The organism is Streptomyces sp. NPDC026500 (genome assembly GCF_055567635.1).
In genome coordinates, this window is record NZ_JBVHQB010000011.1 from 27,279 (window position 1) to 47,857 (window position 20,579).

The following is a 20,579-nucleotide window of genomic DNA, read 5'->3' on the forward strand; positions in this document are numbered from 1 at the left end:
ATCCGTCGCTGTGCCCGCTGCGGCGCCCCTGCGCAGCGTGTGTCGGTACGGGCGATCCTGTCTGCGTGTCCGCGTGTCCGCGTGTCCGCGTGTGTGCGCGGAACGCGGAGACAGACAAAGCGCAGAACATGAACCGTTCCGGGTTTGATCGAGACTCTAGATCTTGACTGTGACCTGGGTTTTTCTGGTCTCTCGGTAGTAGTTGGTCTCGTATTCGACGGGCGGGGTGTGCCCGATCTCACCGTGGAGTCGGCGGTGGCGGTACCAGTCGACCCACTCGGCGGTTGCCAGCTCGACCTCGGACAGTGTCTTCCATGGGCGGCGAGGCTTGATCAGCTCGGTTTTGAAGAGTCCGATCGTGGACTCCATCAAGGGAGTTGTCGTAGGCGTCGCCGACAGTTCCGATCGACGCGGCGATGCCGGCTCGGTCGAGGTGTTGCGACGGCCAGTTGAATCCGCCCATCCGCACCGCATGCTCACGCAACTCCAGCGGGTACTTCCTCGGGGCAGGCATCGTCAGAGCTCCTCTCGTAAGCCCCATCTGACCTGCTGTCACCTCTGCCCGCATCTCGGGGGAACCTCAGCCCGGTTCGTGATCGCTGTGTGAAACGACGGCTTCCTTGCCAGGCTCCGCCGACTGACGGATTAAGTTGGTGGGGTGCCGCCATGGGTTTCGGCGGCCTGGACGGTGCCATAAGTAATGCCACCGCGACGACTGACGATGGCACTTCACTGGATGGCACAAGGCGGGATACAGCTAGACCGGGAAACGTGCTCCTCGCGTAACTTCCCTCTATGCCAGAGACCTTCGAACTGCCTCGACCAACAACGTCGCACGCACGTCGTCGGGTCCGCGGTGATCTGGTTCATCGCGTAGCCGAAGGCAATGCCGTGCTCAGGATCGGCGAAGCCGAGTGAGCCTCCTCGCCCAGTGTGGCCGAAAGCCCTCGGGCCTGTCATGGGGTTGGTCTCAGCGGGCAGCATGTACCCCGAGCTGAATCGGCTCGGGATCAGCATCACTTGGTCCTTCCCGCCAGCTTGCTCCTTGGTCGCCGCCTCCAGGGTTTCCGGCGTAAGCAGGCGCACACCGTCCACCTCGCCGATCAGCGCGGCATACATGCGCGCCAGCCCACGTGCGGTGCCAATGCCATTGGAGGCCGGGAGCTCCGCGGCCTGCACCTTGGGCGAGTTGAAGTTGATCGCGGCGGGGTCGGTGACCGCGTACGCCCTGTTGCTGAATGACTCCGGATCCCGCCAGGCGGCAACCTTTTCGCGGAGTTCCTCGGGAACCGACTCGGCGGGCACGGTGGTGAGGTCCACGGCTGGTCGCTGGTACACCATGCGGCTGACCCGGTCGCGTTCATCCGCCGGCAATCCGATGAAGAAGTCCAGCCCAAGGGGAGCGGCGATCTCGTCGGCGAAGAAGCGGCCCGGCGTTCGGCCGGACACTCGGCGGATCACCTCGCCGACCAGCCAACCCCACGTTCGACCGTGGTACCCGTGCGCAGTGCCGGGCGTCCACTGGGGACGCTGCGCGGCCAGGGCGGCCGCCATCGGGTGCCAGGCCAACGCCTCGTCCAGCGGGACCGGTTGGTCCAGCGCGATCAACCCGGCCTGGTGGGACAGGAGCCAGCGCACCGGGATGTCCGCCTTGCCGTTCGCCGCGAACTCCGGCCAGTACTTCGCCACCGGCGCGTCCAGGTCCAACGTGCCGCGCTGGGCCAGCGTGTGCGCCGCTGTCGCGGTCGCCCCCTTTGTGGCCGAGTAGACCAGTTGCAGAGTGTCTCGTGTCCACGGACGACCGGATTCCGGATCGGCGATGCCACCCCACAGGTCCACCACCGGCCGGCCGTGCTGGTACAGGCATACCGCCGCGCCGATGTCCCCATGCTGGGAGAAGTTCGCCTCGAACGCCTCACGCACCGGTTCGAATCCAGCCTCGACCTCGCCGTCGATCGTCGTCATGCCGCCCATCCTGGCATCTGGATCGACTATTCCGGCGGGGCGGCCTGGCGCTCGAAGTGCGAGACGGCGGCTGTCAGGCCGCGATGGAAAGCGCCTGAAGACGCTCGCGGAACTCGCGGACGGCGGAGACGGACTTGCGCGGATCGAGTCGAGCGTCGAACTCCTTCATGCGGTCCAGAGCCCGTACGGAGCTGACACTGCTCTCCAAGAGCCCGGCGCCGTAGTTCGCGGCGTCCAGAGCCCCCTCCAGGTCGCCGCCGGCGAGCCGTGCCTCCGCGAGGCGGCTGGACCGTACGGCCTTGTCCCGAGGAGCCGCGGTCTCCACGGAGGTCTCCAGGGAACTCGTCGCGCGTTCCACCTGCCCGGAACGCAACAGGACCTTGCCCTCGGTCGACTTCAGCTGTGCCTCGCCGAACCAGTTGAGCCAGTCCGGCTTCTCCTCCGCCGAGCCGTGCTCCCAGAGGGACGTGGCTCGGTTGAACGCCGTTCCGGCGTTCCGGTGGTCGCCGTCGCGTGACAGCGCCTCGGCCTTGTGCAGGTAGAGGAAGGAATGGGTGTACGGCGACAGAGTTCGAGGCGCGTTGTCGATGGCGGTCGAGATGAGGAACCCCCTAGAAACGTTCCGCCTTGCCCGCTGGGGCCATTGACTGAGTGTCAGCCGTCCAACGGAGCGCGCGCGGGGCGTCCGCTTCAGGAACGGTTCCTCAGATCGGCGGCTTCGTCCCCGTGTCCCCGTCGGGGACGAAGCCGCTCTCCAACTCTTCGGAGGCGTCCGCCATGCCCACGCTCGTCCATCGGTTCGTCCTTGCGGGTACGGAAAGGGAAGTGCCCCTTGCCCGGCACCAGGTCGTCGACAAGGTGCGTACCTGGGGTGTGCCGGTGGACGACGAGACAGCTGACGCCATCCGCCTTGTCGCTTCCGAACTCATCACCAACGCCGTGGTCCATGGGGAGGGGCCCGTCACCGTCGCGCTGTACCACCGCCCCGGCAGTTTGGTGATCGACGTCGTTGACGGCAATTCTTTGGCTCCGCAGATGAGTTGTGCCCACGACGACGATGAGAGAGGGCGCGGTCTCGCGCTGGTCGGTCTTCTCGCTTCGCGGTCTGCCTGGGAGCCCTCCGGCTGCGGCAAGCGCGTATGGGCGGAGATCGAGCTCCCCAAGGCGGCGCCTGCCCTCCGAGCCGCCGTCCTGGGCAGGTTGTTCGCGCGTCGGCCGAAGCGCGGGGCCGTAGTCGAGCCCGAGTCGCTCACTCTGGCGGTCGCGTGATGGGACGGTACGCATTACGAGCGAACCCACTTCCTGATCCCGATGTGGTCTTCCGGCCCACCCGCCGCGACATCGACCCCGTCACGGGGGAAACCACTGACTACGCGCTATGGGATCGCCACCAATGGCAGGCACGCGGTGAGTGCTGGCTGTGGTGCGGCCGTGACGACGTCGAGGTCACGTGGATCGGGCCCGTCCGGTCGAGCGGTATGCACGCGGCCCTCTACGCCTGCCGTGCGTGTCTGTACGAACTGGACCAGCGCGTTCTGGAGATCAACATGCGCGAGGGCACAGGCGTCCTGCCGATTCACCGCTGACCTGATCCCGGCGCCGGACCGCGGCTCATCGCGCGCCCAATGGATCGTCTGTCAGCGGTTGACTTCGAGGTTCGTCAGAACAAGCAAGGCTCGCAGGAGGCGGGTGGCGCGGGCGGGGTCGATGCGGAGCTTGGTGAGGGTCCGTCAGTTCTTGAGGTGTGCGAAGCCGTGTTCGACTGGCGCGCGTCCGACGGCGCGTCCTTTGGTTTTCGTCACACAATTCCAACGGCCTTCGGAGGCACCGCGGTTACGCTCGCGCCGGACTGCTCCGGGCGACAGTGTCCCCGGTCACAAGCGGGTGGTGAACCGGCCGTCGGGCAGTTTGCGCAGCCAGCCGCGATCAACGAGTCTGACCAGCCTCCAGCCCAGCGGTTCCAGCTTGGCCCGCACGCTGACGTCGACTCTCAGCATCTCGCCGACCTGGCGGGCCATGATGGGTCCGGCAGCCTGCCGCCCAGCGGCGAGATGCGCTGGTAGTCCGGCGGGAGCATGGTCTCCTCCAGGTCCGGCTCGCGGTGCGGAATCAGCATCACCGACCGTCCACCCACCTGCCCGGGCATTGGTGCGGCTGAGGCGCGCTCGTCGGCGAGTTGTTCGCTCACCCGCTCCAGGACCCGCTCGGCGACGGCAAGTTCGTCCCGCTCGGCCCGCACCTCCGCCAACTGCTGGCCAACTGTTCTTCGAGTTCGTCCAGTTCCGCTCGCCGCGCGGTGATCCGTTCCAGCAGCTCGGGATCCATGCACTGGATCGTAGAAGGCCACCCGGCCTCAGCGAGCGGGAACCGCAGAGCTGCCCGCTCCTACTCGGCGGCCTCCCGTGCGTCCCTCACCCGCGCTGGCTGTCGGCCTCCTCGCGTCGCCGTCGATTCACGTAGCGGTGCAGGCCGTCTCCCAACGTCATCCGGCCGCGAGGAAGCGACCTGGATTGGCCAGCAGGTTCCGTCGGCCTCGACGTCGGAGCGACGGCGAAGGCGCCCCACACCGGATCGTCCACCCGGCGCCCTTGAAGGGCGAGTGCCGTACGCCGGGCCGCATCCACGCTGGAGAACGTCATTCTTCGTGATCGGGGTCGAGCACCACCATAAACCTGTTGCCCTCCGGATCCGTCATCAGGGCGTGCATACAATCGTGAGGTTCTACCAGAGAGGCGCCCTTGGCGATCAGTGTCTGAACCTGTTCGGCGATCGTTCCGACAAGGACGGTGACGACCGGTAGCACAGCCGGAGATTCCGCTTTGCCGACGCTGTACCCACCCCTACCCGGGATGCTGCCCCAGAACCTGATCATTTTCTCTGGGTCTAATGCTTCAAAATGAACGTGCATGCTGCTGTCTCACTTTCATCTGTGCGACCGAAGCCGAAAACGGCCTACCGAATCAATCCGGCAGGCCGTTACGGGTGAACGGACTTCAGCAGTCGATCACGGTGTTGCCCGTGTCTGCGATTCCGGCCTCGCTCAAGCGTCCGTGGTATTCGACCTGCAAGGTCACCTGAGTGTTGTACGTCTCCTTCTCTCCATCATGCACGCACCTGAGCGGCGGAGTGGTGTAGCGCCCGCTGCACCTCGTCCACTGGCTGTCCTCGTGCTTCACCGCGCGCCAGTACCCGTCGCGCACGTACTCCTGAAGATCGACCTGGGCCCGGCACTGGTCGGGTGCCGGAGTCGAGCAACCCGAGTAATGGCCCTGGGCATACAGCGGGCCGCCACGGGTGACCTGGAACGGTTTCTCACCCTGGAACTTGCACCACACGGGAAAGGCGGCAATCTTCGCAACGGCCCTTCCCGTATTGCCGCTCGGAGCAGCCGACGCCGCAGCAGCCGGCACCAGCAGGACCCCCGTCGCGAGAAGCGGGAAGATAAAACGTGCCTTCATTTTCCCCCCAAGAAAAATCGAATGCGTGTCTCACCCCCGACCACCCTCATGGGTTCACAGGCGCCACACAAGATCCGTGGCGCGAACTTCCCGTTGTTTGTCCGGTTCCCGGTCGTGGAATTGACCGTTCCCCCCGCCGATGGCAGCGGGCCGGTAGAAAACGACGAAGCCCCCGCCGGCCCAGAGGCTGACAGGGGCTGCCTGTGCGATTTAGTAATCACGAATGCACGTGCGGATCATCTCGTTCAGCTCCTACGCCTGCTCGAGCGCCGACTTATTCTGGCCGTTGGTGAACGCCTCGACCGTCCGCTCCACAGTGTCCGGACGGTTCAGTACCGCGCACTGCCTGCGCCCCCACTCGACCAATGATCAGCGGGGCGAAGCAGGCCCCGAATCCAACAGCGTCTGAGGAAAGCAGCCGGGGCCCAGTTGCCGCCCGACGATGCAGGCTCGGCTGCGCGCCGGTGGCGCGCCTCTGGCGGAGAACGGCGAACCTCGAAGTCAACCGCTGACAGACGATCTACTCGACAGACTCCCGCCCACGACCAGCGTGAGCACCCTGAGTACCGGTCACACCAGTCCTTTGACCTGCGACTTCAAGTTGGCGGAGGCTCATTGCGCAGCTCCCTTCTGGTTGTGCAGTGCATTTGCGCAGTCTCCCGGCGCAGTGCGCAGCAGGAAGGGAAAGTTGCGTCGTCGTTTCTGATGCTGTCGACGTGTGGTGGTGGCATCCGTTCGGCCGGGGGGCTGTGCAGGCAGAGTTGCGCAGTCGGGCCCGCGCCGGCGTGGAAGCGCAGAGGCGAAGCGGCAGCGCGGGCCTGACAGTGCGGGAGGAACAGATCCTGCGCGTCATCCGCTTGTCCGTCGAGGGGCTGACCGTGGCGGAGATCGGCGCAGCGGTGGGACTACGCAACAAGGGATCTGTGGCCTACTGCCTGTGCCATCCGAGGAGTGCGGTGCTCTGGTCGGCGAGGATGGAGCTGGCGCACCTGCCGACTCCCCCGACCGCGACTTGGCCGCCGTTGATCGGGTCCTGAACCTGATAGCGCGCGGTGGGCATGGGAATCCGGCGGAGTCCGGCTGGTGGCGTTGACCGTCTTGCACTTGTGAGATTGAGTCGCGACCGTGGACTGAGGACACCGCCCTGAGCGCGGCCGCTCCAGTACGTGCGGGCGACGATCAGCGCACCGGGGGCGCTGCCTCAGCCGCAGCCAGGCGAGATCCGCCGAATCCTCGGGATCCCGACCCGGGGAGGAGGAGCGGTATGACTGCCGCCAGGCGTTCTCGCGCATCTCCCCTGCATCCGGCGGTTCGGTCGGCCACGGCACCCGCTGGAAGAGCGTCCACAGATCCGCGCGGACCTGGCTGCGTTCGTCCTGGGCGTCGATCAGAGGCGTACACGGATGCCACGGCCCGACGGAACTGCCGTTCGAACCGCGCCGCGGGTACGCCTCGCGACACCTTGCACCAACTCTTGCCGCATCTCCTGCGAGATCTCTTGCGACTTCTCTTGCGCGAGCCTCGCCCACATCGCGGAATCCGTGCAGGTCACCCCACCGTGCGGACGCGGTCGGGCCTCTGACATCCCCTTTGCGGCCGCTTTGCCCATGCCCTGGTTGGAGTTGAGGAGAGGGAGGGCGGGATGGGCGGCGCGGACGCTGCCGCGGATCACAGCGCGTACTCAGCCGGTTGCGTGTCGGTGGGGCCGCCGCGCCGTGCCGCCGTCCCCTGGCTGGGCCCCGCGACCATGCCGTCGGGCGGTAACTCGAGGCTGCTGCACCCGGTTGATCGATTCGGCGTCGGCGTGAGACGGGGCGTGGTGCGCGGTGATCGTTGGCGAATGCTTGCGTTCCGGGGGCTGCAGGGCAGGGTGGTCAGCGGGAATGGGGCTAGTAGAGCCACACCAACGCCTCTCAACGGCCAACTACCATGGGATGTCCGGGAGAAGGGCACCGCGCTTGAAATCGGAGGCCGATTGAGATGACGGCAAATCAGGATCAAAGCCCAGGCGAGGAGCAGGTCTCGAACGGGCGGCCCCAGAAATACCCGTCCGCGATCGACGGCCGGCTGCCCTCGGAGCTGCTGGCCCGTCTGGCCGTCACGCTGAACGCGGACAAGAAGTCGGCGGAGGAGGGCGAGACCCAGGCCGAGGCAGCCGACGCGGACGAGTAGAGGCCGGCGCCGATCCTCAGGCCACGGCCTCCCACTCCTCGATCAGGGTCTGCGCGGCCGACTGTCCCCAGTGATAGCCCGTCTCAGCACTCATCTGGTCAGCCTGGGCCAACTCTGCCCAGGCCGCCTCGTCATCGCCTTGTGCGTGCTGGGTCCGGGCGAGAAGCAGCCGCGCCTCGATCTCGGCGATCCGGTAGCCGCCGACGGTCGCCATGGCGAGCGCGTGCTTGAGATCGGTCTGGACAGACGGCAGCGGCTCGCCAATGTGGAGCGCCCACCGGACCTGCCCCAGCATGGCGCTAATGAGCACATCCCGCCGGGTGATCCCGCGCGCGATGTACATCGCCTCGGCGTAGTGACGCCGAGCGAGGTCGGGGTCTCCTGCGTCGAGCGCGAGATCTCCGAGTCCGGCGAGGCAGCCGGCCTCGTCGCCCCGCCATCCGGCGGCCCGGCAGATCTCCAGATTTGTCTCGTGGACCTGGAGGGCCTCCTGGGCCCTTCCATTCAGCCTCAGGTGCTCCGCGTAGCGGATCCCGCTGCTGCTGTAGAGCGCGGGAATGGGTGTAAAGTCGCCAGCGATCCGCAGCGCCTCGGCGAAGGCGCGCTCCGCGTCGGCCGAGCGCCCCTGCAGGTGCGCGAGCGTCCCGCTCACGGTCTCGGCAACGAGCAGGTCATCCTGATCCTGCGCCCGGCGGGCCAGAGCGAAGGCATCCTGGATCACGGGCCCGCAGATCGGAAGGGCGCCGAGGCTGAGATAGAGCTCAGCCAGGTTCTGGCAGCTGACCGCGGCGTCGTGCCAGGCGCCCACAGCCTTGAATGCCTGTAGCGCCCGCCGGGTCGCGTGGCCCGCGTCGCGCAGTCGGCCGAGCATCTGGAGACAGGTCGCGACCTCGTGCTGGATCCAGCCTCGGGCCTCGCTGCCGCGGACCAGTGGCTGGCGCATCAGGTTGCTTTGCGGGTGAAAGTCGGCGAAGACCGACAGCGTTGTCTCGTACGCACCGAGTTGTCGGGTGATCAGCCCGTCCTCGCCGCAGTAGAGTCGGGCGCTCACTAGATCGCATGCCTCGTCGTACGCGCCGGACTGGCAGGCGTGGTGCACGGACTCCACGAGCGGCCCGAGCTCGTCGAGGGTCTGCGGGTGCTGGTCACTCGGGGCCAGCGCCAGATAGTAGTCCATCGCGCGCCGGTGCAGGGCCCGTCGCTGCTCTCCCTGCTCGGCCCGACTGGCGAAGAAATCCCTGACCAGCGGGTGCATGTTCGTGCGGTCCCCGACGTCGCGACGGATGATCCGCGAGGCGGTCAGATGGTCAAACATGACTGACAGCGTCTGTCGAGGATCGGCGGCGATTTCAGCCCACGGCGTGTCGGGCAACACGATGCGCAGCGCCTCGTCGAGGACCGGGGTGCGGAACACGCTGTACCGGGTGAGGAAGGAGCGCTCCTCGTCGGTCAGGCAGGCATCGTACTCGTGCAGGATGCGGCGGACCATGGCGTCCCGCGGCTGCCCCTCATCGGGGGCAGGCAGCGAGGCGACCCGGCGGGCGTCGCCGCCATACCGCTTGGCCAGGTAGGCGGCCATGAGGCTGAGTGTGAGCGCGTGCCCTCCCCAGTCCCTCACGATCTGATCCAGCGAGGCGTCGGGGCCGTGGACGCCGAGCTTGCGCAGCAGCTCCCGTCCCGGCACCGGCTGGAGCGGATCGACGTCGATCTGCTGGTACGTCACGAACGGGACAAGATCGAAGACAGGGGCCCGGGTGGTGATCAGACAGAAGGAGCGGTGGCCGGGGGTGGCGAAGAAGGTGAGGAAGTCGTGAAGGTCGCTGCTAGCCAGAGCGCCGTAGTGGTCGCCTTCCTGGTGCTGTATCACCTCCAGGCCGTCGAGCACGAACAGGAATCGGCCCAGGGCCAGCAGGCCCGCGACACACTCTGCCCGGGCGCGCCCGTCCGGAAGCTCCTCCGAGGAGATCGTGCCCCCGCTGGTGAACTCCAGGGCAGCCGCCAGGAAGTCGTCAGCGCTGGCCCGTTCGGTAAAGCTCCACCAGAAGATCCTTACCGCCTCGGGTCCGACGGCGGCAACGACCTGGTCGATCCACCGGCGCGCTAGGCTGCTCTTGCCCTCGCCACCGAAGCCGACCAGACCCACGACAAGGATCTCCTCGTCGGCGCCGCACCGATTGAGCTCCTCCATCAGCGCTTCACGGCCGACCCACTCCGGCAGCGGGAGGGGCGCGTCGTCCATCCGGCGGGCACCTGGCCGCGGGGCGGCGATGTCCGCCAGGGCCGGCTGGATCCGCGGCTGCTCGGCGGTGATCAGCGGAAGCGGCTCCGACCGCAGGTCGACACGGAGTGGCGAGTGGTCGAGCAGGGCGGCGTTCACAGCCCACGCGGTGTCCCTGTCCTTGCCCGCCAGCTCAGCGACCCAGGTCTCCGACACGACGCCGATCACGAGGTTCCGGTTGAGGTCAAGGACGGGTGCGCCGCTCATCCCCGCGTCGATGTGGCTCGACTCAAGCTGGATGGGGTCGAATAGCAGCCTGTGTCCGTCCGGTGGATCGACCTCGCCCAGGATCAGGCCGCGGGCCCACGCCCCAAGGTAGCCCTCCAGTTGGCGGTACCCGTAGCTGCGGAAGGCATGGTCCTGGGATTCCCTGGCCGCGCCGAGCACGGCCACCCGGTGCGCGGGCAGCGGCAGAGCCCCGTCCACCTGGAGGCAGACGAGGTCGTCGTCGCTATCGGAGAAGGAGGCCGCGACCCAGGCCGTGCGGATCTCCGCCGGAGCGGCGTCCCGGCTCGACGACGGGAAGTAGACCCGCACCTGGGCCTCGCGTCTGGCCCGCGGCTCCACACCACCGGCGCGGATGACGTGGGCGCAAGTGGCCACCAGGCCGTTAGGGGAGATGACGACGCCGGTACCGAGCACCCGGTCGTCGGCAGGGTGGCGGATCTGGACGGTGAAGTTCCTGACGTCCTGGAGGATGACACGTGGGGCTCTGGGGACATCTGCGTGGCTCATCCCTGCGTCCCTGGTCCCCAGGCGAGCTTGACGGTCACGGCGGCCTCGACCCCGGTCTTTGCAATGACGGCGCCGGCCTCTGCGTCGAACTTGATCCCGAACTCGACCTCGACGGAGTCGGGCCGCACCGCCATCTGCGTGACGGTGCCGCGGACGCGCTCCGCCATACCGCGGATCGTGCCCATCGCCTGGCTCACAGCCTCGGCCGACCGCGCGACCGTCTCGGGAGCGCTCAGGGCCACCTGGCGCACCCCACCGCGCTGGTTGAACTCGATCAGAATGGGGGCATCTTGATCGAACTCCTGAGGCGTCTCACTCACGTCTACGTCCTTGTCCTGCCGCGTGTGTGACTTATCGTCAGTCAATGATTTTTTCCGTAGCCGGGCCGCCGGTCAACCCCTATCGGCGACCTCGTACTCGGCCCACGATGAGGCGGTTTCGGAGACGTGCACCGCCCGAAGCCGGCCCGGAATCCCCGGTTCGACCTCGGCGACGGTCTCCTGCCGATCACGGGAATGGGCGTGACGAGGGAGGTCTGCTGCCGGTCAGGGCACGCTTCGGATGCGTTGTACCAGGACAGCACCGAGGAGGGTGAGGACTGAGGCGAACGCGAAGAGCGCCCGGTAGCCTCCGAGATGCGTGACCAGTACGGCGGCGATGGCCGGGGCCAGCACGTGCGGAAGGGAGTTCGCGATGTTGATGACGCCCAGATCCCGCCCGCGGTCGCCCGCCCTGGGCAGCACTTGGGTGATCAGCGCCTGGTCCACCGAGACGTAGACGCCGTAGCCGATGCCCATCAGGCTCGCTGCCGTCAGCGCGACCGGCCACGTCGGCCAGATCGCCAGCAGGCCCGAACCGAGCGCGATCACCACACCGGACGCCGTGACCAGTGACTTGCGCCGGCCGAGCCGGTCGGACACCACACCGCCGATGAACGCGGTGAGCACGATGCCGACGGAGTAGAGGGCGACGAGAGTCAGCAGCCCCTGTTCGGCCTTGTGCCCGGGAAACCGTTGTTCGTAGCGCACTCGGTCGCGCAGGAAGTAGAGCAGGTACAGCGTTCCCGTGGCGTTGCCGAGCTGTACGAGCAGGCGCGTCAGCCACGCGAGGGCGAAGTCCCGGTGGCGACGAGGGCTGATCCAGAACCCGGCCAGGAACCGTGACCAGCTCACGGCGGGCACCGCGGAGCGCGGCAGCCGCGCGTCCTTGACCGAGGACACGAACGGCACGGCGAGCAGGACCACGGCGGCGGCGACCAAGGGGTAACCGCCGTGCGGTCCGCTCACGACGACGGTCGCCAGGGCCGTACCGAACACGACGGCCAGGGGCTGAGTGGCGCCCACCCACGCGCTCACGACGGCGCGCTGCGCGACGGGGACATGGTCGGGCACCTCGGCGACCAGGCCTGCGAGCATCGCGCTGAGTGAGAGCTGTACCAGACACCAGCCGAGTGCGACGCCGGTCACCGTGGTCTGTGGGCCCAGGATCACCAGACCCAGCGCGGCGCCCAGCGCGCCGCCCACCAGCCAGGGCCTTCGGCGGCCGAAACGCGAGGTGGTGCGGTCCGACAGGGCGCCCGCGAGCGGGGTGGCGACCAGCGCCGTCACGGCGCCGAGCCCGGTGACCAGACCGAGTGCCGACGCCTTGTTGTGCGGGTCGATCGTCTCCAGTTGCTGGGCGAGCAATACCTGCACGGGGGTGTACAACGCGGTCCACATGCCCAGACTGACGAGCGCGATGCCGCCCACGAACCTTCGTCCGACCCGCGTGACCGGTTCGGCGAGCGTGTCCGGCACAGGGGTCGTGGCGGTGGCGGACCGGGTCTCAGGGGTCATCGTGGCCCTTAGGTCTGGGTGGGGTGCCCGGTCTCACGTGCCGGTACGGCCGATCACCACCCGGCCGGGCGTCTCGGGCCGGTGAACTCGGCCAGTGTGGTCCGGACGGCTGACCGGACTCTGACACGGCGTTGACACCGGCCCGCTGACACGCCGTGGACATCATCGCGGCCCCGGGCCGGCAAGCCCGGGGCCGCAATGCGACATCTCCGCCGTGGTCAGCCCCTCCCACCGAGGCGCCTGGTGGCCGCTCTCAGAGCAGGGCCTTCGCGACCTCGTGGAACTCGGGGCTCCAGGAGGTGGGGCGCAGCGTCTTGGGGTCGAGCCGGATGTGCACCCGCCGCCCTTCGGCATGCACCACGCCGCCGTCCGCGGACAGTACGCGGAATCCGTACACCGCGCTGGTGTCGGAGAGTTTGTCTATCCAGAGGTGGACGCCGATCTCGCCGGTACCACGAATGGGCGCCCGGTAGCTGATCGAGAACTCCGCCACAGCCAGGAATACGTCAGGATGGGTGTACTTCCCGTCCGTGTACGCGAATCCCTTGCGCGCCCAGAATGTGGTCAGCGCACGTTCCACCAGAACCATGTAACGGGAGTTGTGCACGAAGCCCATCGAATCGAGTTCGTCGAAGTGCGTGTAGCCGGGTTCGACGATGCCGCGCTCCGCAGTTGTCTCACCTTGAGTCATGCCTGCCTCCGAGGGGTGCTGGGACGAACCGACTCCGGACGCTAACAGTGGAGATCGTCCCCGGCCGGGAGAATCAGCCACTCCCACGTCAGACCGGAGCGACCTCCACGATGGACAGCGCTCCCGGCGTGGAGATGACCCTGAGCGACTTGAGTTCCGCGGCGGCGAGCAGTTCCTCGAGTTCCTGCTCGGTGCGTTCCAGTCCTTCGAACACCGTCAGCATGACGATGTCGGAGAGGGTCACGGACGGCGGGACGTCCGTGTGCGGGCGCACCGGGTCGACGATCAGGAGACGCGACCGCTCGGTCATGGCGCTGCGTACGGTCCGCAGAATGCGCAGACTGTCTGCGTCGCTCTTGTCGTGGATGATGCGCTTGAGGACATAGAAGTCCGCGCCGGAGGGCACGAGTTCGTAGAAGTCCCCCGCGGCGGTCTCCCAACGCCCCTCGATCGCGGGCTCGTCCAACTTGTGCCGCTGGAGGACGGATTCACGTTCGAAGAGGACACCGTGCAGGCCGGGGTTGTTGACGAGCACGGTGCGCAGGAAACCGCCCAGACCGCCGGCGAGATCGACGACGGTTCCCGTCGGCGGGAATTCGTAGCCGGCGACGATGCTGTTCTGCTCGGTCTTGGACATGGTGTCCATGGCGTCGCTGAACAGCTGTTCGCGCTCCCCGTCGCCCTGGATGTAGTCGAAGAAGGGGGCGCCGAAGATGTCGTTGAAGGCGCTGTTGCCGTCGCGGACGGTGTCTTCGAGGCGGCCGGCCGACTGCCAGTACATCTCGTCCGTGAACAGCAGGGCTGTTGAGCGTACGGAGTAGGGGACGTCGGTGCGCAGGACGTGTGCGGCGGGCGTGAGGTGGAAGGTGGCGTTCTGGTCTTCCTCGAAGATGCCTCGGGTGGCGAGGAAGCGCAGGATGCGGTGGAGGAAGGGGGCGTGTGTGCCGGTGAGTTCGGCGAGTTGTTGGCTGGTTTTGGGTCCGTCGGCGAGGAGGCCGGCGATGTCGTGGCGCAGGGCCACGCGCAGTGCGGCCGGGTAGAGGTAGCCGAGCGAGTCGCCGAGGACCTGCCTGACTGCCGCTACGATCTCCGTGGCCTGGGTCGGTTGCGCATCGCTCAAGGTTCGGCTCCCGGTGTCCTGTTCACGAGCAGTTGGCTTTCGGCGGCTCAGACCGTCATGGCTTCGATGATGGACACCGTGCCCGGCGTCGGTATCACCCGGACCAGTCGAAGACCGGCGGCGGTGAGGAGTTCCTTGAACTCCGGCTCGGTGCGCTCCTTGCCGTCGAAGATGGTCATCATCGCCACGTCGTACAGCTTGGCCGCGTGCGGCTCGTTGCCGGGCGGCACCACGGCGTCGATGACCAGGAGGCGTGCCTCGTCGGACATGGCCTTTCGGACGGCCTGGAGAATCCGCAGGCTGTCGTCGTCGCTCCAGTCGTGCAGAACGCGCTTGAGGACGTAGATGTCGCCACCGGTGGGCGCGACGTCGAAGAAGTTCCCCTCGGTCGTCTCCCAACGACCCTTGATCGCCTCGTCGTCGAGCTGATGCTGCTGGAGCACCGCGTCCTGTTCGTACAACACACCATGCAGGCCGGGGTTGTTGGCGAGCACCGTGCGGAGGAAGCCGCCGGGGCCGCCGCCGACGTCGATGATCTTCCCGGACTCGGGGAAGTCGTAGCTCTCCGCGATGCCGCCCTGCTCGATGGTCGACAGGTCGGCGATGCCGGTGTGGAAGGTCCGGGCGCTCTCCTCGTTCTGGTCGAGATAGTCGAAGAGGGGGGCGCCGAAGATGTCGTTGAAGGCGGTGTTGCCGTCGCGGACGGTGTCTTCGAGGCGGCCGGTCGACTGCCAGTACATCTCGTCCGTCAGCAGCAGGGCTGTTGAGCGTACGGAGTAGGGGACGTCGGTGCGCAGGACGTGTGCGGCGGGGGTGAGGTGGAAGGTGGCGTTCTGGTCTTCCTCGAAGATGCCTCGGGTGGCGAGGAAGCGCAGGATGCGGTGGAGGAAGGGGGCGTGTGTGCCGGTGAGTTCGGCGAGTTGTTGGCTGGTTTTGGGTCCGTCGGCGAGGAGGCCGGCGATGTCGTGGCGCAGGGCCACGCGCAGTGCGGCCGGGTAGAGGTAGCCGAGCGAGTCGCCGAGGACCTGCCTGACTGCCGCTGCGATCTCCGTGGCCTGGGGCGGTTGCGCATCGCTCAAGGGTCTGCCTCCTACGGCATCGAACTGTGGTCGCGTGACCTGGCGCGCGAGGGCTGCCTGTCCATCAGTCACGGATCAGCCTGGCCTCACGTACTGACCGGCGCCTGACGGGACGCTGACCCGGGCCTGTCTGTGCGCCGGTTCGGCCGCGCGGTCAGCGAGGTGTCAGCGGGCGGTCAGCCGGCGCGGCGACGATGCGCCATGTGTGCCCACTCGCCGATGGTGCGGGGCCGGAGTATCCGAGGACGTGGAGGCGGCTTTGACGGCACTGGACGGCGTGACCGCGACCGAGGGCGTGATGGAGTGGCGGGGGCACAGGACGTGGTACCGCGTGGTGGGTCCGCCCGGCCGCGGCTCCGGCCGGCCCGTGCTGGTGATCTGCCACGGCGGCCCGGGTCTCACCCACGATTACCTCACCTCGGTCACCGAGCTGGCGAGCAGCGGGTGGACCTGTGCGCTGTACGACCAACTCGGCAGCGGGCGCTCGGAGCACCACGGAGAAGTCGCCGCCGAGTTCTGGACGCCCGAGTTGTTCCTGGACGAACTCCGGCTGCTTGTGGATCATTTGGGCGTCGCTGACGACTATCACGTGCTGGGACACTCGTGGGGCGGGATGCTGGCGCTCGAACTGGCCGTCCGGCGGCCGACGGGGCTGAGGTCGATCGTCGTCGCCGACGGATTCGCGTCCTCGCTGACCTATCGTGAGGAGGTCGCCCGGCTGCTGAGTGAACTGCCCCTGGACGTACGGGAGCCGATCGAGCGCCACGAGGCGGCGGGAACCACCGGCTCACCGGAGTATCAGGCGGCGGTACGGGACTTCTACGGACGTCATGTGTGCCGGGCCCGCCCCGTGCCGGATGAACTCCGGCGCACCCTGCAGTATTTGGGAGCCGAATCCACGGTGTACGAAGCCATGATGGGGCCCAGCGAGTTCACCATGACCGGAACACTGCGGAGCTGGGACATCCGCGACCGGCTCGACCGGGTGCGGGTCCCCGTGCTGCTCGTTTCCGGGCGGTACGACGAAGTGACGCCCCGCGCCGTCGAGGAGATCCTTAGCGGTGTACCCGGGGCCGAGTGGGTCCTCTTCGAGGAGTCGAGCCACATGCCGCATCTCGAGGAACCCGCTCGCTTCCGCACCGTGGTCGAGACGTTCCTCGCACGACAGAGCGGTCCGACGGCTGACAGCCGCGATCATCGGGCGTGGCTAGCATGACCGTCATGGCAACCATTGCTCCGACCGTCGGCCTGTTCGGGATGAACATGAACGCCGCGGCGGATCCTACGGTCTCGGCCCGCATCGCGCGGCGGGCCGAACAGCTCGGCTACGAATCGCTGTGGGTGGCCGACCATGTCGTCCTGCCCCGTCCCCGTCCCGAGGAGTCCCCGCTGGAGCCGGACACCCCGCTGCTCGATCCCGTGGTGGCCCTGACGCACCTGGCGTCCCACACGGAGCGGATCCGGCTCGGTACCGGCTGCGTCGTCCTTCCCCAGCGCAACCCGGTGGTGCTGGCCAAGCAGCTGGCCAGCCTCGACGTGGTCAGCGGAGGCCGCCTGATCTTCGGGGCCGGGGTCGGCTACCTGGAGCCCGAGATGAGCGCGGTGGGCGTCCCCATGGCCGGCCGGGGCAGACGGGCGGACGAATACCTCCAGGCCATCAGCGCGCTCTGGTACGCGGACAAGCCCGAATTCCACGGCTCCTACGCCGACTTCGAGGGCGTCGAAGCCCACCCGCGGCCCCTGCAACGCCGCGTGCCGCTGGTGATCGGCGGGCACAGCGCCGCGGCGCATCGGCGCGCGGTCGCCCATGGCGACGAATGGTTCGGCTATCTCGTCGGCCTGCGCTCGGCGGCGGAACAGGTCCGCACGCTCAAGGAGCTCTCCGAGCGCGCCGGACGACAGGACAGACCGCTCAAGATCTCCGTGGCCCCGGCCCGTCCCCTGGACGCCGCCACCGTGAGGGCCTACGCGGAAGCGGGCGTCGACCGGCTCGTCGCCGTACCGCCCATGGACCTGACGGTGCCGGAACTCGAAGAGTTCGTGGAGAGGAACGCGCCCCGTGAACTCGGAGCGGCCCCGGCGCGGGAGACCTCTGAAGATCTTGTGTGAGGGCTGTCCCGGCGCCGGGACCGGCGATTCAGGAGAGGTCTTGAGCGGCCCGGGTGCCCCAGGCCGTGCCGTGGTCGGACGCGATGAACCGGGAGACCTGCTCCCCGACCAGCAGCGCCGGGGCGTGCGTGTTGCCCGTGGTGATCGCCGGGAAGACGGAGGCGTCGGCGACCCGCAGTCCCTCGATGCCGTACACCCGCAGCCGCGGATCGACGACCGCCTCGGCGTCCACGCCCATCTTGCAGGTGCCTGACGGATGGTGATACGTCGTCACCGTACGCCTCAGATAGGCGCGCAGTTCCGGGTCACCGGCCGCGTCGCCAACGGCGGGGCCCGGGTACAGCTCGCGGGCCCCCCACTCCTCACGCAGGACCGAGGAGCGTCCGATGTCCCTGCACAACGCCGTGGCGGCCACCAGGCTGTCCAGGTCCGCTCCCGTACGCAGCGTGCCGGGGTCGATGAGCAACTCGTCCTCCGGCCGAGCCCCGGTCAGCCGGATCGACCCCCGTGCGGTGGGCCGGACGATTCCGGCCTGCAGGGTGAAGCCGCTGGGTGGCCCTGTCATCCCCGGCTGGTACATGGGGACCGGGAAGTGCAGGGGCTGGAGGTCCGGCACCGGCAGTCCCGGCCGACTGCGCCAGAACAGATGCGTCTGTGCGGGGCCGAGGCCCGGTGAGGGCCGGCCCACCGGGCGCTCCGTGCCGAAGATGACGGGCGCCAGGACGTGGTCGTGCAAGTTCTGGCCGACGCCCGGGAGATGGGCGACAGTGTCGATGCCCAGGGAACGCAGCCCGGCGGTGGGGCCGATGCCGGAAAGCATCAGGAGCCGGGGCGACTCGATCGCGCCCGCGCTGATCACCACCTCCGCACCGGCGTCGGCCTGCTCGACGACCCCCTCCCGCAGCCACTCCACACCGGTGCACCGGCTGCCCTCGACGAGTACGCGGCGCACCCGGGCCCCGGTGACCACGGTGAGGCCGGGCAGGTGGGCGACCGGGTCGAGATAGGCCGCGGCCGCGCTGCACCGGCGGCCGTCGGCGACGGTGAAGTGGATCTTGGAAATCCCTTCGGGGCTGCCCGAGTTGTAGTCCGGCTGGCAGGGGATGCCGGTCTCCTGCGCCGCCTGGATCAGCGCGTCGTGGATCGGGTCGGCCTGGTACTTGGTGAGCACCGGCAGGGGGCCGCCCGAGCCGTGCAGTTCGTCCGCCCCCGTGTCGTAGTCCTCGATGGTCCGGAAGACGGGCAACACGTCACGCCAGGACCAGCCGTCGTTGCCGAGGTAGGCCCAGTGGTCGTAGTCGAGCGCCGCGCCCCGGGCGTAGATCAGCGCGTTGAGCGCACTGGATCCGCCCAGCACCCGACCGCGTGGCCAGTGCAGCCTGCGGCCGGCCGCGTGCTCCTGGGGAGTGGTGAGGTACGCCCAGTCGTGTTCGCCGAACCACAGTTCACCGAAGCGCAGCGGGTCGTCGATGGCGGGGTCGGTGGCCTGGCCGCCGGCTTCCAGAAGCAGGACGTTCGCGCCCTGGTCCACCAGGCGGCGCGCCACCACACAACCGGCGGAACCGGCGCCCACGACGATGATGTCGAAGGGACCGTTGCTGAGTGATTCGGCCACGGGCCGACCTCCGTTGACGTGGCGTCGGGTAGGGGAGAGGGGATGTACGAGGGTGGCTACGCCGAGGTGAGGACCAGCACCGCGTTCTGACCACCGAAGCCGAACGAGTTGCTCACCGCCACGTCGATGCGCTGGACACGGGGGCTCTTCGTGACGACATCCAGCTCGATCTCCGGGTCCAGGTTCTCCAGGTTCGCCGTCGGCGGCACGGTCTGGTTCTCCAGGGTGAGAACGGTCAACGCCGCCTCGATCGCGCCCGCCGCGCCGAGGGAATGACCGACCGCGCCCTTCGCGGACGTCACGGTGGCGCGGATGCCCAGCAGTTGGTGCAGGACCTTGGACTCGGCCGCGTCGTTCAGCGGGGTCGAGGTGCCGTGCGCGTTGACGTGGTCGACGTCGCCCGGCGACACGTCGGCCGAGGCCAGCGCGGTCTGAAGGGCCCGTCGGGCGCCGGCGCCCGAGGGATCCGGGGCCGTCATGTGGTGGGCGTCGGCGGAGGCCCCGTACCCCGCGACCCTCGCGCGGACGCGCGCTCCGCGGGCCCGCGCGTCCGCCTCCCTCTCCAGGACCAGTACGCCGCTTCCCTCGCCGATGACGAAGCCGTCACGATCCACGTCGAACGGGCGGGACGCGGTGGCCGGTTCGTCCAGCCGCCGGGACAGAGCCCCCATCCGCGCGAAGCCGGTGACGATCAGCGGGCTCACCCCGGCTTCGCTGCCGCCCGCGATCACCACGTCGCACTGGTCGTCGTGGAGCAGCTGGGTCGCGACTCCGATCGCGGTCGCGCCGGAGGCGCAGGCCGTCGCGGTGACGAAATTGGGCCCGCGGGCACCGAACTCCATCGCGAGATGACCCGCGACCATGTTCGGCACCAGCAGGGGGATCAGCAATGCGGAGACCGAGTCCGGCCCTTCGGAGAGCAGGATCCGGTGCTGCCGCTCCCACGTCGAGACGCCACCGAGCCCGCAGCCCACGACGACGCCGACGCGCGCGCCGTCCCACGTCCCGGGGGCGAGTCCCGAGTCGGCGACGGCCTCACGCGCGGCGACGAGGGCCAGTTGGACGAACCTGTCGTGCATGAGGTTGCTGCGCCGCCCGACGAGCTTGGTCGCGCTGAACTCCGGGACGGTGCAGGAGATGTCGACCGGAAGGCCCTGGAGGGCGGGATCGTGCTTGGCCGTCGACCGGGCCTCGCACACGCCTTGCCAGCTCGCCTCGGCGCCGATGCCCGCGGCGGTGACCAGACCGAGCCCTGTGACGGCGACGGAGCGGGCGCTCATGACGTGGTCGCCGCCGCCTGCTCCTCGATCACCTCGGCTGCCCGCCCGATGGTGTCGCGGGGCGACGCGGCGTCGTCGCTGACCTTGACACCCAGTTCCTTCTCCACCACCAGCAGCAGTTCTACGAGGAAGAGCGAGTCCATCTCCAGGTCCTCGAAGGTCACGTCGGGCTTGATCTCCGAGCGCTCGACCTCGAAACGATTGACCAGAATGTCGACGATCTTGTCGTACATGGCTGTCAT

19 protein-coding genes and 2 pseudogenes are annotated in these 20,579 nt (G+C 68.3%); 5 read left to right on the forward strand and 16 right to left on the reverse strand.

Annotated features, from left to right (window positions below):
• Positions 1 to 156 precede the first annotated feature (156 nt).
• The 3 genes and pseudogenes from ACZ4N5_RS20965 to ACZ4N5_RS20975 form a co-directional block, all read right to left on the reverse strand.
• Positions 157 to 474, reverse strand: a complete 318-nt coding sequence (locus tag ACZ4N5_RS20965; RefSeq protein ID WP_467758752.1) for an integrase core domain-containing protein — start codon at positions 472 to 474, stop codon at positions 157 to 159.
• 319 nt (positions 475 to 793) lie between these two features.
• Positions 794 to 1,965 (reverse strand): annotated as a pseudogene (locus ACZ4N5_RS20970) (serine hydrolase domain-containing protein).
• Positions 1,966 to 2,038: 73 nt separating this feature from the next.
• Positions 2,039 to 2,578, reverse strand: a pseudogene (locus ACZ4N5_RS20975) (transcriptional regulator); the annotation flags it as partial.
• Positions 2,579 to 2,742: 164 nt separating this feature from the next.
• Between ACZ4N5_RS20975 and ACZ4N5_RS20980 the strand changes: the two are divergent.
• The gene (locus ACZ4N5_RS20980; RefSeq protein WP_467758566.1) at positions 2,743 to 3,234 is read left to right on the forward strand and encodes an ATP-binding protein; all 492 of its coding nucleotides are present in this window, start codon (positions 2,743 to 2,745) and stop codon (positions 3,232 to 3,234) included.
• A gap of 44 nt (positions 3,235 to 3,278) precedes the next feature.
• Positions 3,279 to 3,551 carry a hypothetical protein gene (locus ACZ4N5_RS20985; protein WP_453282695.1) on the forward strand — a complete coding sequence of 91 codons (273 nt, stop codon included), beginning with the start codon at positions 3,279 to 3,281 and terminating at the stop codon, positions 3,549 to 3,551.
• A 288-nt stretch (positions 3,552 to 3,839) separates the two neighbouring features.
• Here ACZ4N5_RS20985 and ACZ4N5_RS20990 read toward each other — a convergent pair whose 3' ends face one another.
• From ACZ4N5_RS20990 to ACZ4N5_RS21005, 4 genes are all read right to left on the reverse strand, one after another.
• The gene (locus ACZ4N5_RS20990) at positions 3,840 to 3,962 is read right to left on the reverse strand and encodes a hypothetical protein (RefSeq protein WP_467758567.1); all 123 of its coding nucleotides are present in this window, start codon (positions 3,960 to 3,962) and stop codon (positions 3,840 to 3,842) included.
• Positions 3,956 to 4,213, reverse strand: coding sequence for a hypothetical protein (locus ACZ4N5_RS20995; RefSeq protein WP_467758568.1), 258 nt, complete (start codon positions 4,211 to 4,213; stop codon positions 3,956 to 3,958). Before ACZ4N5_RS20995 ends, ACZ4N5_RS20990 begins: the two co-directional genes overlap by 7 nt.
• A 387-nt stretch (positions 4,214 to 4,600) precedes the next feature.
• Positions 4,601 to 4,873: a VOC family protein gene (locus ACZ4N5_RS21000; protein ID WP_467758569.1), complete on the reverse strand. Its 273-nt coding sequence runs from the start codon at positions 4,871 to 4,873 to the stop codon at positions 4,601 to 4,603.
• A gap of 85 nt (positions 4,874 to 4,958) precedes the next feature.
• A complete protein-coding gene (locus ACZ4N5_RS21005) occupies positions 4,959 to 5,423 on the reverse strand; it encodes a hypothetical protein (protein WP_467758570.1) in 465 nt (154 codons plus the stop codon).
• A 1,980-nt stretch (positions 5,424 to 7,403) separates the two neighbouring features.
• Here ACZ4N5_RS21005 and ACZ4N5_RS21010 point away from each other — a divergent pair.
• The gene (locus ACZ4N5_RS21010) at positions 7,404 to 7,595 is read left to right on the forward strand and encodes a hypothetical protein (protein WP_467758571.1); all 192 of its coding nucleotides are present in this window, start codon (positions 7,404 to 7,406) and stop codon (positions 7,593 to 7,595) included.
• Between the two features lie 16 nt (positions 7,596 to 7,611).
• Here the strand turns inward: ACZ4N5_RS21010 and ACZ4N5_RS21015 are convergent, their stop codons facing one another.
• The 6 genes from ACZ4N5_RS21015 to ACZ4N5_RS21040 all read right to left on the reverse strand — a co-directional run bounded on the left by ACZ4N5_RS21015 (position 7,612) and on the right by ACZ4N5_RS21040 (position 15,333).
• A complete protein-coding gene (locus tag ACZ4N5_RS21015; RefSeq protein ID WP_467758572.1) occupies positions 7,612 to 10,608 on the reverse strand; it encodes a trypsin-like peptidase domain-containing protein in 2,997 nt (998 codons plus the stop codon).
• Entirely contained in the window at positions 10,605 to 10,928 is a 324-nt protein-coding gene (locus ACZ4N5_RS21020; protein WP_467758573.1) for a CU044_2847 family protein, read from the reverse strand. The genes ACZ4N5_RS21015 and ACZ4N5_RS21020 overlap by 4 nt, the downstream gene beginning before the upstream one ends.
• Before the next feature lie 225 nt (positions 10,929 to 11,153).
• Entirely contained in the window at positions 11,154 to 12,443 is a 1,290-nt protein-coding gene (locus ACZ4N5_RS21025; protein ID WP_467758574.1) for an MFS transporter, read from the reverse strand.
• Positions 12,444 to 12,696: 253 nt separating this feature from the next.
• Positions 12,697 to 13,134, reverse strand: coding sequence for an acyl-CoA thioesterase (locus tag ACZ4N5_RS21030; RefSeq protein WP_467758575.1), 438 nt, complete (start codon positions 13,132 to 13,134; stop codon positions 12,697 to 12,699).
• An 88-nt stretch (positions 13,135 to 13,222) separates the two neighbouring features.
• Positions 13,223 to 14,254: a methyltransferase gene (locus ACZ4N5_RS21035; protein ID WP_467758576.1), complete on the reverse strand. Its 1,032-nt coding sequence runs from the start codon at positions 14,252 to 14,254 to the stop codon at positions 13,223 to 13,225.
• 47 nt (positions 14,255 to 14,301) lie between these two features.
• The gene (locus tag ACZ4N5_RS21040) at positions 14,302 to 15,333 is read right to left on the reverse strand and encodes a methyltransferase (RefSeq protein WP_467758577.1); all 1,032 of its coding nucleotides are present in this window, start codon (positions 15,331 to 15,333) and stop codon (positions 14,302 to 14,304) included.
• Positions 15,334 to 15,592: 259 nt separating this feature from the next.
• Here ACZ4N5_RS21040 and ACZ4N5_RS21045 point away from each other — a divergent pair, with 259 nt between their 5' ends.
• Positions 15,593 to 16,549 (forward strand): proline iminopeptidase-family hydrolase, encoded by a 957-nt coding sequence (locus ACZ4N5_RS21045; RefSeq protein WP_467758578.1) that lies wholly within the window; start codon positions 15,593 to 15,595, stop codon positions 16,547 to 16,549.
• Between the two features lie 5 nt (positions 16,550 to 16,554).
• On the forward strand, positions 16,555 to 17,442 hold the full coding sequence (locus tag ACZ4N5_RS21050; protein WP_467758579.1) for an LLM class F420-dependent oxidoreductase: 888 nt from the start codon (positions 16,555 to 16,557) through the stop codon (positions 17,440 to 17,442).
• A 28-nt stretch (positions 17,443 to 17,470) separates the two neighbouring features.
• Here the strand turns inward: ACZ4N5_RS21050 and ACZ4N5_RS21055 are convergent, their stop codons facing one another.
• The 3 genes from ACZ4N5_RS21055 to ACZ4N5_RS21065 are packed head-to-tail and all read right to left on the reverse strand — an operon-like array spanning position 17,471 to position 20,579.
• Positions 17,471 to 19,057, reverse strand: coding sequence for a GMC family oxidoreductase (locus tag ACZ4N5_RS21055; protein WP_467758580.1), 1,587 nt, complete (start codon positions 19,055 to 19,057; stop codon positions 17,471 to 17,473).
• Between the two features lie 56 nt (positions 19,058 to 19,113).
• Positions 19,114 to 20,337, reverse strand: coding sequence for a beta-ketoacyl-[acyl-carrier-protein] synthase family protein (locus ACZ4N5_RS21060; RefSeq protein ID WP_467758581.1), 1,224 nt, complete (start codon positions 20,335 to 20,337; stop codon positions 19,114 to 19,116).
• Positions 20,334 to 20,579, reverse strand: a complete 246-nt coding sequence (locus ACZ4N5_RS21065) for a phosphopantetheine-binding protein (RefSeq protein ID WP_401340578.1) — start codon at positions 20,577 to 20,579, stop codon at positions 20,334 to 20,336. Before ACZ4N5_RS21065 ends, ACZ4N5_RS21060 begins: the two co-directional genes overlap by 4 nt.

Bases quoted from the DNA above. Each gene is read 5' to 3' on its own strand.
- ACZ4N5_RS20965 (WP_467758752.1), bottom strand. From the start codon at position 474: ATGCGGTGCGGATGGGCGGATTCAACTGGCCGTCGCAACACCTCGACC.
- ACZ4N5_RS20980 (WP_467758566.1), top strand. From the start codon at position 2,743: ATGCCCACGCTCGTCCATCGGTTCGTCCTTGCGGGTACGGAAAGGGAA.
- ACZ4N5_RS20990 (WP_467758567.1), bottom strand. From the start codon at position 3,962: ATGCTGAGAGTCGACGTCAGCGTGCGGGCCAAGCTGGAACCGCTGGGC.
- ACZ4N5_RS21000 (WP_467758569.1), bottom strand. From the start codon at position 4,873: ATGCACGTTCATTTTGAAGCATTAGACCCAGAGAAAATGATCAGGTTC.
- ACZ4N5_RS21005 (WP_467758570.1), bottom strand. From the start codon at position 5,423: ATGAAGGCACGTTTTATCTTCCCGCTTCTCGCGACGGGGGTCCTGCTG.
- ACZ4N5_RS21010 (WP_467758571.1), top strand. From the start codon at position 7,404: ATGACGGCAAATCAGGATCAAAGCCCAGGCGAGGAGCAGGTCTCGAAC.
- ACZ4N5_RS21015 (WP_467758572.1), bottom strand. From the start codon at position 10,608: ATGAGCCACGCAGATGTCCCCAGAGCCCCACGTGTCATCCTCCAGGAC.
- ACZ4N5_RS21025 (WP_467758574.1), bottom strand. From the start codon at position 12,443: ATGACCCCTGAGACCCGGTCCGCCACCGCCACGACCCCTGTGCCGGAC.
- ACZ4N5_RS21030 (WP_467758575.1), bottom strand. From the start codon at position 13,134: ATGACTCAAGGTGAGACAACTGCGGAGCGCGGCATCGTCGAACCCGGC.
- ACZ4N5_RS21050 (WP_467758579.1), top strand. From the start codon at position 16,555: ATGGCAACCATTGCTCCGACCGTCGGCCTGTTCGGGATGAACATGAAC.
- ACZ4N5_RS21060 (WP_467758581.1), bottom strand. From the start codon at position 20,337: ATGAGCGCCCGCTCCGTCGCCGTCACAGGGCTCGGTCTGGTCACCGCC.
- ACZ4N5_RS21065 (WP_401340578.1), bottom strand. From the start codon at position 20,579: ATGACAGCCATGTACGACAAGATCGTCGACATTCTGGTCAATCGTTTC.